This is a genomic window from Mixta sp. Marseille-Q2659 (genome assembly GCF_940807255.1).
Classification (GTDB): Bacteria; Pseudomonadota; Gammaproteobacteria; order Enterobacterales; family Enterobacteriaceae; genus Mixta.
Map to the genome: position 1 here is coordinate 57,412 of NZ_CALNWY010000011.1, position 12,762 is coordinate 70,173.

Below are 12,762 nucleotides of genomic sequence, written 5' to 3' on the forward strand. Positions count from 1 at the left end.
AGGATGATGTTTCAACATCGTTCGGCGCCACGTCACACAGTTATCAGGTCTTTAATTTTATGACTGACAAGTCTCACCAATGCGTCATTGTAGGTATCGCAGGCGCATCCGCATCAGGAAAAAGTTTAATTGCCAGTACGCTCTATCGCGAAATTCGCGAGCAGGTGGGCGATGAGCATATCGGCGTGATTCCTGAGGACAGTTATTACAAAGACCAAAGCCACCTGACGATGGAAGAGCGAATTAAAACTAACTATGACCATCCCAGCGCGATGGATCATGATTTGCTGCTGCACCATCTTCAGGCCCTGAAAGCGGGCCAGCATATTGAATTGCCGGTTTACAGCTACGTTGAACACACCCGCACGCAGGAAACTATTCATCTGAAGCCGAAGAAGGTGATCATTCTGGAAGGGATCCTGCTGTTAACCGATGCCCGCCTGCGTGAAGAGATGAACTTCTCAATCTTTGTCGATACGCCGCTGGATATCTGCCTGATGCGCCGCATGAAGCGTGATGTTAACGAACGCGGTCGCTCGATGGATTCGGTAATGGCGCAGTATCAGAAAACCGTGCGTCCGATGTTCCTGCAGTTTATCGAGCCGTCGAAACAGTATGCGGACATCATCGTGCCGCGCGGCGGCAAAAACCGTATCGCCATCGATATTCTGAAAGCGAAAATCAACCAGTTCTTTGAATAGGCCCGTCAGCAAGCGAAGGAAGAGGAGTAAACGGCGATGAGATTATGCGACCGCGATATTGAAGCCTGGCTCGATAACGGCAAACTGGCGATTACGCCGCGTCCGCCGGTGGAACGCATTAACGGCGCCACCGTCGATGTGCGGCTGGGCAACCAGTTTCGCACCTTTCGCGGTCATACCGCCGCCTTTATCGATCTCAGCGGCCCGAAGCATGAGGTCAGCGCCGCGCTCGATCGCGTGATGAGCGATGAAATCGTGCTGCCGGAAGGAGAAGCCTTTTTCCTGCATCCGGGCGAACTGGCGCTGGCGGTCACGCTGGAATCGGTGACGCTGCCTGACGATCTGGTCGGCTGGCTGGACGGGCGCTCGTCGCTGGCGCGTCTGGGCTTGATGGTTCACGTGACCGCGCACCGTATCGATCCGGGCTGGCAGGGCCGAATTGTGCTGGAGTTCTATAATTCAGGTAAGCTGCCGTTAGCCTTGCGCCCCGGCATGCTGATTGGCGCGCTAAGCTTCGAACCGCTGTCCGGCCCCGCCGCCCGCCCGTATAACCGTCGTGAAGATGCAAAATACAAAGGGCAGCAGGGCGCGGTCGCCAGCAGGATCGATAAAGACTAACTGCCTGAACAGGGGATGGGGTGAGACGATTAATTACCACGCTGGCAATATTATTCGTCGTGGTCGTAGCAGGAATGACAGCGCTGGTATTGCTGGTTAACCCGAACGATTTCCGCAATTACATGGTGCAGCAGGTTGAACAGCGTAGCGGCTATCAGCTGCGCCTTGAAGGCGATCTGCGCTGGCATGTCTGGCCGCAGCTCAGCATTCTTGCCGGACGTATGTCGGTGACCGCGCCCGGCGCGCAGCAGCCGGTGGTGATGGCGGAAAACATGCGCCTGGATGTCCATCTCCTTCCTTTACTTTCGCATCAGCTCAGCGTGAAGCAGGTGATGCTGAAAAATGCGGTGATTCGTCTGACGCCGGACAGCGCCGCCAAACGTCCTGATGATGCGCCGGTAGGGCCAGCCGACTCCGCGCCTTCTGAGCCGGTAAGAGGCTGGACGTTCGATATTAACAATCTCGAAGTGGCGGACAGCCTGCTGATCTGGCAGCAGCCGCAGGGCGAAGAGATTAACTTCCGCGATCTTAACCTTTCTTTGACGCAGGACAGCCGCCGCGAGGCGACGCTGTCGCTGGCGACGCGCGTCAGCCGCGATCAGCGTGAATTACAGCTGTCGCTGAACGGCGAAATGAACGTGGCGGAATATCCCCATCGCGTGAACGGCAAAATCGATGAACTGAGCTGGCAGCTTCAGGGGCCGGGTTTACCGGCCGCAGGCTTGCAGGGTAAAGGCAGCCTGCAGGCGGAGTGGCTGGACGACAGCCAGCGCTTCTCGCTGCAAAACGTGGCGCTGACGCTGGGCGAAAGCCAGCTGAACGGCGCCATCAGCGGTAAGCTGGGCAATGCGCCGCGGGTCAATATCGATCTGCGCTCGCCGCGCCTCGACCTGGATGCGCTGGCGGGCCTGACGCCGCCGACAGGGACAACGGCAGATGCCGCTGCGCCGGTTAACGCCAATCGCAGCCGCCCACCGGTTATTGCCGAGCCCAAAAGCTATATCGATCATCCGTTGAACGCCATGCAGACGGAACTGAAGCTGCAGGTTGATACGCTGCGCTGGCGCGGCATGGATCTGCAACAGGTGGCGATTGACGCGCAAAACCAGCAGGGCCTGGTGACGCTTGCCCGGCTAAGCGGTCAGGTAGGGGAGGGCACCTTCTCATTGCCCGGCACGCTGGATTTGCGCCAGCAGCCAGCGCAGGCCGCGCTGCGTCCGGTACTGAATAACATTGCGCTGGCGCCGTTGCTGCACGCTTTTGCGTTGCCGCCGACGCTGGACGGCCAGCTGAGCTTAACGGGTAACCTGAGCGGCAACGGATTGAGCGTGGATGATTTCCATCGTCACTGGCGCGGTAATGCCGATATGGCGCTGGCTTCCGCACGCATTATCGGCATGAACTTCCCGCAGCTGGTACAGCGCGCCGTTGGCCGTAACAGCGATCGGGTCAGCAGCGATGAAGAGAGCGGCAACAGTAATGAAACGCATCTCGACAAGCTGCAGGCGCAGGCTACGTTAAATAACGGATTAATGACGCTGAAAAACCTGCAGGGCAGCGCCGCGCGCTTTACGTTAGGCGGTGAAGGGCAGATCGATATGGCGCGTCGTCAGTGTGATATTAACTTCGGCGTACAGGTGACCGGCGGCTGGAAAGGTGAAAATGCCCTAATCGCCGCCCTTCAGAAGACGGCGGTTCCGCTGCGTATTTATGGCGGCTGGGATAATCTGCAATATAACCTGCAGGTGGATCAGCTGCTGCGTCAGCGACTGGAAAATGAAGCCAAAACCCGCCTTGAGAACTGGTCGCAGCGTCATCAGCAGGGTGCTTCGCCCCGCTGAGCTGATATAAAAGCCGCCCGCTAAGCAGGCGGCTTTTTTTATGCCTCGTAGTCGGGGTCGCGCTGATAAAGCGGAATAATCTTCACCTTATGCACGCGATGGCTTTCGACCTCTAAGGTGCGGAACAGATAATCGCCAAGCTGCAGCTCCTCGCCCGGCTGCGGAATGTGCTGTAGCTGATCCATCAGCAGACCGGCGATGGTGTGATAATCACGCTTTTCATTCAGCGGCAGCTCGATATACATCATCAAATCCTCCAGCGGCATATGGCCGTTGGCTATCCAGCTGCCGTCCTCGCACTGGAAAATGTCATAGCGCGCATCCAGCTCCTCGCTTTCGTTAGGTAAATTACCAGCGATGGTTTCCATCACGTCGCTTAACGTAACCACGCCTTCCAGCGAGCCGAACTCATCAACCACAAAGGCAAAGTGGGTCCGCGCGCTGCGGAACTGCTCCAGCGCCAGCAGCAGCGTGAGCTGTTCCGGGAACACCAGCGGCTGACGGATCAGGGCGCGCAGATCGAGCGAATGATGATGCAGCGACTGGTGCAGCAGGTCGATAACATGCACCACGCCGAGCGGCTCGCTGCCGTTTTCGGTAATCAGGATGCGGGTGTGCTGATTGCGATCGAGCTGCGCCATGATTTTTTCAGGCGTATCGCTCAGGTCAACATGCTCAATATCGTGGCGTGACGTCATAATGCTGCTGACGCTGCGCTGCGCCATGCCCATCACGCGCAGGATCATCTGGCGTTCCTGCTTATTGAAGACCGCACCCTGCTCATGAGCGTCCGCCACCAGCGAAGAGGTTTCCGTATCTAAATCGGCTTCGGCGGTCTGGCCGCGCAGCAGATGCAGCACCGCTTCTGCGGTGCGCTTGCGTAGCGGCATGGTCGAAGAAAGGAAGCGACGGCGGTTAAACTGCGACAGCTGGTTAAAGCTCTCGATTAAAATAGAGAAGCCAATGGCGGCATAGAGGTAGCCTTTCGGAATATGGAAGCCGAAGCCTTCTGCGATCAGGCTAAAGCCGATCATCAGCAGAAAGCTCAGGCATAAAATCACAATGGTTGGGTGGCCGTTCACAAAACGGGTCAGCGGCTTGCTGGCCAGAATCATCAGGAAAATAGCGATAACCACCGCCGCCATCATCACCGGCAGATGATCTACCATGCCGACAGCGGTTATCACCGCATCAAGCGAGAAGACCGCATCCAGCACCACGATTTGCGCCACCACCGGCCAGAAACGCGCGCCGCGTTTTTGCGGCTTCTCATCGCCGTTGCCGCCTTCCAGCCGCTCGTTTAGCTCCATGGTGGCTTTAAACAGCAGAAACAGCCCGCCAACCAGCATGATCAGATCGCGTGCGCTAAAGCCATGAGAGAAGAGCGTAAATAACGGACGCGTTAACCCGGTTAACCAGGATATAGAGGTCAGCAGCACCAGCCGCATAATCAGCGCCAGCAGCAGGCCGGTGACCCTGGCACGATCGCGCTGCGCTGGCGGTAATTTCTCCGCCAGAATAGCGATAAAGACCAAATTATCGATGCCAAGCACCAGTTCCAGCACGATTAGCGTAACCAGCCCGGCCCAAATTGACGGATCGGCGATCCATTCCATACCCTGTTTTACCTTTTATTGTTTATTTACCAGAGCAAATGATGGAATCTGAATAATGAAAACGCAATATTACCTGAGATAAATCCTAAATAAAAAATGCGCAGGCCTTATTTCTCGCCCATTATGCGCGTGATATTAGTTTTTCATATTGAAATTTGGCGGGGCGTAGTGAAGGGCGATTATTAACATTTGCTGGCTAAATAAACATCTGATATTCGCATCACGTAATAAAAGTTATTATCAAGCCGGAATTATCTGGAAAAGAAAGAAAGGTCTTACTGGGTTAACTTATTGAATTAAAGGGATTATTTTTTATATTCTTTAGTCTTATTCTGAAAGTGCTATGGATCTGCTTACTCACGCTTGTCACAACCAGTCAATAGTATAAAAATCTAGCCATAACTTATGTGATCGAACCGAGATAATTGATGCGGCTAATCTGCTGCGCTCAGATTAAAGCGCTATCTCTTGTTGCTTTATGAAAGATATAAAGCCGTTCGATTTACACGCCTCAAATAGCACTGTTTCTGATTTAACAGCATTGGTAGCTGAAAGCCAGGGGCGGTAGCGTGCTTAAACTCTGGTGGGCTGCCTCAAATAAGCGCGTCAAGAGTAATTTATAATTTTCTGTTGTTTTAAGACTAATGCTAAATAAATACGACAGAATAGTGTAATCCATCGCAAGGCCCGATTCGGACGTCATTACCGGAACTCAGGGCGGAAATAACGCCGATTCGGTCAGCAGGCTTGACCATCATTGCCTGAATTGCATGACAGCGGGTCGCTTCTGTTTTTACCGGGCGTACACAGAGCGGCTTTAGCGGCAGGAACATTTATATAAAACGAGGGGCAAACATCTCATGACGGAACAGCAATAGTTAGGGCAGATTGGTCGTGAATTGACGTTTATTCATGAACTTTTTTTGCGGCGACACACACCGCTTTAGACAATAAATCAGCAATAGTGATGATAATTCAATGATGAAAACGAAACTTAAGTTGGCTCCGTTACTGGTGTCCATCTCACTTATCAGTGGCTGTACTGTAGTCCCAGGGCAAAATGTTTCTACCAGCGGTAAAGATGTGATTAAGCAGCAGGATGCTGACTATGACATCAATAAAATGGTTAACGTCTATCCACTCACGCCAATGCTGGTTGAGCAACTGCGCAGCAAGCCAGTTGTTGCGCAGCCGAACCCGCTGCTCGATCAGGAAATTGCTAACTATGAATACCGTATTGGTGTCGGCGATGTGTTGAGCGTCACCGTCTGGGATCACCCGGAACTGACGACGCCAGCCGGCCAGTACCGCAGCGCCAGCGACACCGGCAACTGGGTACATTCCGACGGCACCATCTATTACCCTTATATCGGCAAAGTTAAAGTTGTCGGCAAAACTATTCAACAGGTGCGCACTGAAATTCAGAACCGCCTGGCCAGCTATATCGAAAGCCCGCAGGTTGATGTCAATATCGCCGCATTTCGATCGCAAAAAGCCTATGTCACCGGCGAAGTTGGCACCTCGGGGAAACAGGAAATTACCAATATCCCGCTAACCGTGCTGGACGCCATTAACGCCGCGGGCGGCCTGGCGGCTGACGCCGACTGGCGCAACGTGATCCTGACTCACAACGGACGCGAACAGCGTATTTCCCTGCAGGCGCTGATGCAGAACGGCGATCTGACTCAGAACCGTCTGCTCTATGCAGGCGATATCCTTTATGTACCGCGTAATGATGAACTGAAAGTCTTTGTGATGGGTGAAGTAACTCGTCAGCAGACCCTGAAAATGGATCGCAGCGGCATGACGTTGACGGAAGCGTTAGGCAATGCTGAAGGTCTGAATCAGGAAGTTTCTAATGCGACCGGCGTCTTCGTTATTCGTCCGAACCGCCAGCAGGGCGGCAAGATCGCCAACGTTTACCAGCTGAATACTTCCGATGCAACAGCGATGGTGCTGGGCACCGAATTCCAGCTGCAACCGTATGACATCGTCTATGTCACCGCGACTCCGCTTACCCGCTGGAACCGCGTTATCAACCAGTTACTGCCAACCATCAACAGCGTTCGTTACGGTATCGATTCGGCCCACGACATCAAAAACTGGTGATGAATATGTTTAATTCAATTCTCATCGTCTGTGTGGGCAATATCTGCCGTTCGCCAACCGGCGAGCGGCTAATAAAACGCTATTGCCCGGATATGAAAGTTGAATCGGCAGGATTAGGCGCTCTGGTTGACTATCCGGCAGACGAAAACGCGATCAAGGTAGCAGAGAAAAATGGCCTCTCGCTGGAGGGACACCGCGCGCGGAAAATCACTTCAGCCATGTGCAGAGAAAACGATCTGATCCTGGTGATGGAAAAAAAGCATATCAATGACATCAGCAATATTGCCCCAGAAGTTCGTGGCAAAACCATGCTCTTCGGTCATTGGTGTAACGGTCGTGAAATCCCGGATCCATATCGAAAAAGTATAGAGGCTTTTGAATCTGTATACCTTTTATTGGATAACGCCGCTCAGAAATGGGCCCACGCATTAAATCGATAATCAGGCATAATAATGGTCAATAAAAAATCAGATAGCTCGCAGAAAATTGCAGATGCCAAAGATGAAATCGATGTAGCCCGTTTATACGGTTCAATTATCGATCATCGCTGGCTTATTATTGGCGTAACCGCGCTATTCGCAGTAATAGGTGTTATTTACTCGATTCTGGCGACGCCGGTCTATCGGGCAGACGCCCTGGTGCAGGTGGAACAGAACCAGGGCAGCCTGGTGATGAGCCAAATCTCTAATCTGATGCCGGATACCAAACCCGTTTCAGATGCCCAGATTGGACTGATTATGTCCAGGATGGTGCTGGGTAAAACCATTGAAGATCTGAACCTGCAAACCACGGTTACGCCGAAATACCTGCCAATCGTCGGCGCTGGCTGGGCGCGCCTGATGGGCAACGATGATAAAAAAATCGCCGTTTCCCGTCTGGAGCTGCCGCCGGAACTGGTTGGCGCCAAACTGGTGCTTGAAATCGGTGAAAACAATACCTTTACGCTCTCCAGCGACGATGGCGAGCTGGTAAAAGGCAAAGTGGGCCAGATGGCGGCGCAGGGCAAGGTGAAAATCCTTGTTTCCGATACCAATGCCGGTCCTGGCGATAGCTTTACCGTTCAGAAAAATGGCTACCTGCCGACCTATAACGACCTGGTAGGCCGTCTGAGCGTGGTCGATCAGGGTAAAGATACCGGCGTGCTGGCCTTAACCCTGAACGGCACCGATCCGCAGCAAACGCAGGACACGCTGCGTGCTATCACGGAAAACTATCTGCTGCAGAACGTTGAACGTAAATCCGAGGAAGCGCAAAAGAGCCTCAACTTTATCGATCATCAGCTGCCGGAAGTTCGCCAGAAGCTGGATGACGCTGAGAACAGGCTGAACGCGTTCCGTCAGCAAAATGACTCAGTCGATCTGACGCTGGAAGCCAAGTCGATGCTGGATACCATGGTAAACGTGGATAACCAGCTGAACGAGCTGACCTTCCGTGAGGCGGAAATCTCTAAGCTCTATACCAAAGAGCATCCGGCTTATCGCACGCTGTTAGAAAAGCGTAAGACGCTGCAGGACGAGAAAAAGTCGCTTGAAGGCAAAGTTTCAGCGCTGCCACGCACCCAGCAGGAAATTATTCGTCTGACGCGTGATGTCGATGCCGGCCAGGCCGTGTTCATGCAGCTGCTGAACAAACAGCAAGAGCTGAGCATCAACAAAGCCAGCACCGTCGGTAACGTGCGTATCGTTGACCCGGCCCTGGTGCTGAACAAACCTATCGCGCCGCGTTCCGCCATTATCATCGCCGTATCGCTGGTGCTGGGCCTGCTGGTCTCCACCATCTACGTGCTGATGAAAACCATCCTGATTCGCGGCATCGAAAGCCCGGAACAGCTGGAAAACAGCGGTATCAACGTTTATGCCAGCATTCCGATTTCCGAATGGCAGCAGCAGCGCGATCGCAAGCTGACCGCCCTGAGCAAAGAGAAGGGCAAGAAAGCACTGCGTGGCGGCGAGCTGCTGGCGCTGGCGAACCCGGCTGACCTGGCGATTGAAGCGGTGCGCAGCCTGCGTACCACCATGCACTTCGCGATGCTGGATGCGCGTAACAATATCATCATGATTTCCGGCACCAGCCCGGCGATTGGTAAAACCTTTATCAGCACCAACCTTGCCGCCGTGGTCGCGCAGTCAGGCCAGCGCGTGCTGTTTATCGATGGTGATATGCGTAAAGGCTATTCCCATGAGGTGTTTAACAGCGATAACCGTCATGGCCTGTCCGATCTGCTGTCGAATCAGGCCACACTGGAGCAGGCTGTTCGCCCAACCAACGTCAGCGGTCTCGACTTTATCCCGCGTGGACAGCTGCCGCCGAACCCGTCTGAACTGCTGATGAGCCAGAAGTTTATCGACCTGATGGCGAGCGTGCAGAAACAGTACGACATCGTGATTATCGATACGCCGCCGATTCTGGCCGTTACCGATGCTGCCATTATTGGTATGCAGGCCGGTACCAGCATGGTTGTGGCCGGCTTTGAGAAATCAACGGTGAAAGAAGTGGAAGTGAGCGTACGCCGCTTTGAGCAGAACGGCATTGAAATTAAAGGCGCCATTCTGAACCTGGTAGTGAAGAAAGCCGCCAGCTATTACGGCTACGGCTATTACCACTACAGCTACGAATCGACCAAGCCATAAAACAGTAGCGCCAGCCGTTCGCGGCTGGCCTTTTTAAGGTTTTTAAAACGAATCCATTGAGACTGATGTTATGACTGAGTCTACGCCTTTAATCAGCGTTGTTATTCCTACCTTTAATCGTGCCGACATCATTTTAAAAACCCTAAACAGCGTCCTGAATCAAACTTACCGTCATATTGAAGTGTTCGTGGTCGACGATGCGTCTACGGATAACACCGCCGCGGTGATGGCGGGCGTGCAGGATGAGCGCGTGCATTTTGTCCAGCTGGAAAAAAACAGCGGCGGTACGCGTCCGCGCAACGAAGGCATTGAGCGCAGCAGCGGCGAATTTATTGCGCTGCTCGATTCCGATGACGAATGGGTGCCAGAAAAACTGCAAAAACAGCTGGATTACCTGCGTCAGCAGCCCGGTAAAAATCGCGTTTGTATGACGGCGAAATATAATAAGCGACCGGAAGGGCTGCACCTGCGCCGCAACAAAGATCTTCGTAAGTACCCCTCGATTATGGAATTTTTGCTGCTTGGCAATGATTTTCAAACCAGCACGCTATTGCTGGATGCGGCAATCGCCAAACAAACGCAGTTTGATCCGCAGCTACGTAAGCATCAGGACTGGGATTTTGCCCTGCGTCTGCAGGAAAGAGGCGCCAGCTTCTACTATCTCGATCTGCCGCTGACGATTTATGACGACTCCGATTCAACCGCGCGTATCTCATCCGATGGCAAGCGCGATAAATCTTTAATCTGGCTGGAGAGCATTAAAAAACGCGTTCCCAGTTATATCTGGTTCGGATTTTACGCAAAAATCATTGCCGACAGCTATCTGCTTTCCAATGAAAAATCGAAAGGGATCGCCATCTATTTAAAACTGCTGCTGTCGGGAAAAATTAAATTCAGCCATTTTATGGCGATGATGAACGAAAGATTCAAAAAGTTAGCCACTATTACCGCGAAACGCATTGTTCCGGGGAAGTGATTTAAAACAGCAATTGGAATGGCGAAAATATAATGAAATTTGTATCCCTGAAGATAGGTATAAGAAAGAATCGCTATCTCTATTTTGATCCGCATATGACATTTATGCTGTTCCTGTTCATGATGCTGGTAATGATGGGCGTGGCCCTGGTTAAAGAATCGGTAATGAAGCCGTACTTCTTTTCTGACCAAATCACTATTTTCAGCTTTATGAAATTTACCTACGGCTTCGGGCCGGGGAACTCCTACGGCAGCACCGCTTATTTCTATAAGCTGTTAGGTTTTGAACAGAGTTCGATTGTCTTTGCGCTTATATCGGCCGTGATTGTCATCAGCACCTTTGTCTTTATCTTTATTAAGGTGCGCGGCGGCTCGATGAATATTTTCGATATCGGCGTATTCCTGTTTTTCTGCTTCTCGTCAATGATTAACCTGACGTGGCAGAGTAAAGACTTCATCGTATTTCTGATGATGATGCCTTTGCTGATTACCTTTATGAATCGAACAGCCGGGCTGCTGATATGGACCTGTTTCGCCCTGTTTTACGCCTACTACTTCAGGACTTACTGGTTTTTATTCCTGATAGAGTTTTACGGTTTACTGTTGATGTCGCGCTATGTGCATAAAGGGAAAACAATATTTATTCTCTGTATCCTTTCTCTGCTGGTGCTGGCGTTTGGCTTCCAGTTTGGTTTAGGCATTGACGTTGATAATTTCCGTAATGAGGTAAACGAACACCGTCTGGATGATACCGGCGACGGCAGTAATACGCTGATTCGCCCCTGGTTCCCGGCAGGCAACCCAATATTTGGCTGGCTGAACGTGAGTTTGACCTGGATAACGTTCTTCTTCCCGTTCCCGCTGATATTAATGCTGTCGCCTTATTATGTGGTAATTTCCACCTTTATTATTCTGATGTATCGGAGAATATGGCAGACGCTTAATGCCGCGCTGCAGGACAGAACCTATCCGCTGGTGGTGTTATTTTCACTAATTATTATTTCATATACGGTAATTCAGAGCCTGTTTGAGCCTGACTACGGCAGCTATTTGCGACACCTCGCGCCGTTCTACCCGTTAATGTTTTACGTCTATTTAAGTTTTGGGAAATTTAAAAAGGAAGAGTAAATGAAGATCCTCCATGCTGCTGAGACAATAAAAGGTGGCGTAGCCACAGTTTTAAAGCAACTTGTCGCGGCACAACAGGAAGATAAAGGCAGTTATCAAATCCAGTGCCTGATCCCGGAAGATCAGGCGGGAGAACTGGATACGGCGCATGAAGAAAACGTGGTGAAATGGCAGCGTAAGGGCCGTTCGGTCGGCACGTTGTTCTCTTTCGCCATCGCTTTTTGCCGCACGGTAATGCGGTTCAAGCCTGATGTTGTGCATCTTCACAGTTCGTTTGCCGGTGTCATTGGACGTGCCTGTTTGCTGTTACTTTGGCCTTTTGTACGACCGAAGGTGGTTTATTGTCCCCACGCATTTAGCTTTTTAATGCAGACCAGCAATGGAAAAAAGAAAATCTATTCGCTGATCGAAAAAGCGCTGCTGCCAATGACCGACGCCATTATCTGCGTCAGCCAGTATGAAGCGGATCAGGCTAAGGCGCACGGCATTAACGCTGACAAGCTTTTTGTGATTCATAACGGCGTAGCCGAAAGAAATATTATTAAGGCGGATAACCGCGCCGATCCACGAATTAATTTACTCTTCGTGGGCCGTTTCGATTATCAAAAAGGTTACGACATTCTGCTTGATGCCATGAAGCGTAATCAAAACAGCAATATTCATTTGACGTTGATAGGCGACAGTGTTCACAGCGCAGAGCAAATTGAAAAGCTGCCCGGCGCGGAATATACCGGCTGGCTTAAAGCAAGTCAGATGGAACCTTATTTTATCGCGGCCGATGTGCTGGTAATCCCCAGCCGCTGGGAGGGTTTTGCGATGGTGCCGCTGGAGGCAATGAGTTATTCAGTGCCAATTATTGCCAGCGACGCGACTTCTCTGCCGGAAGTTGTGATTAATAATGAAACGGGCTACTTGTTTAAAAATGGCGATGCCGATTCCTTACTTTCCGTTCTCAATCGTTTAGATAAATCTGATTTAGAAGTAATGGGACGAAAAGGAAATCAATTATATAGAGATAACTTTACTTCTCAGGCTATGATAGCCAAAACGCATGGTTTATATGCCGACATACTGAAACGTTGAACACCAAATTAACTATAGCGAGGTCTAAGACATGTCTTCAATCATGCATGAATTAGGCAGG

10 protein-coding genes are annotated in these 12,762 nt (G+C 51.6%); 9 read left to right on the forward strand and 1 reads right to left on the reverse strand.

What is annotated here, in order from left to right; genetic code table 11:
• The first annotated feature begins 59 nt into the window (after nt 1-59).
• From udk to asmA, 3 genes are read left to right on the forward strand one after another with little or no spacing between them, the layout of a single operon-like run.
• Nucleotides 60-701 (forward strand): uridine kinase, encoded by a 642-nt coding sequence (gene udk, locus P3C52_RS10145; protein WP_249891531.1) that lies wholly within the window; start codon nt 60-62, stop codon nt 699-701.
• Nucleotides 702-737: 36 nt separating this feature from the next.
• On the forward strand, nt 738-1,319 hold the full coding sequence (gene dcd / locus P3C52_RS10150; RefSeq protein ID WP_038625271.1) for a dCTP deaminase: 582 nt from the start codon (nt 738-740) through the stop codon (nt 1,317-1,319).
• Nucleotides 1,320-1,339: 20 nt separating this feature from the next.
• Nucleotides 1,340-3,160, forward strand: a complete 1,821-nt coding sequence (gene asmA / locus P3C52_RS10155; RefSeq protein WP_275554887.1) for an outer membrane assembly protein AsmA — start codon at nt 1,340-1,342, stop codon at nt 3,158-3,160.
• Between the two features lie 38 nt (nt 3,161-3,198).
• Here the strand turns inward: asmA and P3C52_RS10160 are convergent, their stop codons facing one another.
• Nucleotides 3,199-4,776 carry a TerC family protein gene (locus P3C52_RS10160; RefSeq protein ID WP_275554888.1) on the reverse strand — a complete coding sequence of 526 codons (1,578 nt, stop codon included), beginning with the start codon at nt 4,774-4,776 and terminating at the stop codon, nt 3,199-3,201.
• Nucleotides 4,777-5,754: 978 nt separating this feature from the next.
• Here P3C52_RS10160 and P3C52_RS10165 point away from each other — a divergent pair.
• The 6 genes from P3C52_RS10165 to P3C52_RS10190 all read left to right on the forward strand — a co-directional run bounded on the left by P3C52_RS10165 (nt 5,755) and on the right by P3C52_RS10190 (nt 12,701).
• The gene (locus P3C52_RS10165; protein ID WP_275554889.1) at nt 5,755-6,885 is read left to right on the forward strand and encodes a polysaccharide export protein; all 1,131 of its coding nucleotides are present in this window, start codon (nt 5,755-5,757) and stop codon (nt 6,883-6,885) included.
• Between the two features lie 5 nt (nt 6,886-6,890).
• Nucleotides 6,891-7,325, forward strand: coding sequence for a protein tyrosine phosphatase (locus P3C52_RS10170; protein ID WP_275554890.1), 435 nt, complete (start codon nt 6,891-6,893; stop codon nt 7,323-7,325).
• A gap of 12 nt (nt 7,326-7,337) precedes the next feature.
• Nucleotides 7,338-9,515: a tyrosine-protein kinase Wzc gene (gene wzc / locus P3C52_RS10175; RefSeq protein WP_275554891.1), complete on the forward strand. Its 2,178-nt coding sequence runs from the start codon at nt 7,338-7,340 to the stop codon at nt 9,513-9,515.
• Between the two features lie 70 nt (nt 9,516-9,585).
• Nucleotides 9,586-10,491, forward strand: a complete 906-nt coding sequence (locus P3C52_RS10180) for a glycosyltransferase family 2 protein (protein WP_275554892.1) — start codon at nt 9,586-9,588, stop codon at nt 10,489-10,491.
• A gap of 32 nt (nt 10,492-10,523) precedes the next feature.
• Nucleotides 10,524-11,618, forward strand: coding sequence for a hypothetical protein (locus tag P3C52_RS10185; protein WP_275554893.1), 1,095 nt, complete (start codon nt 10,524-10,526; stop codon nt 11,616-11,618).
• On the forward strand, nt 11,619-12,701 hold the full coding sequence (locus tag P3C52_RS10190) for a glycosyltransferase (RefSeq protein WP_275554894.1): 1,083 nt from the start codon (nt 11,619-11,621) through the stop codon (nt 12,699-12,701).
• Nucleotides 12,702-12,762 lie beyond the last annotated feature (61 nt).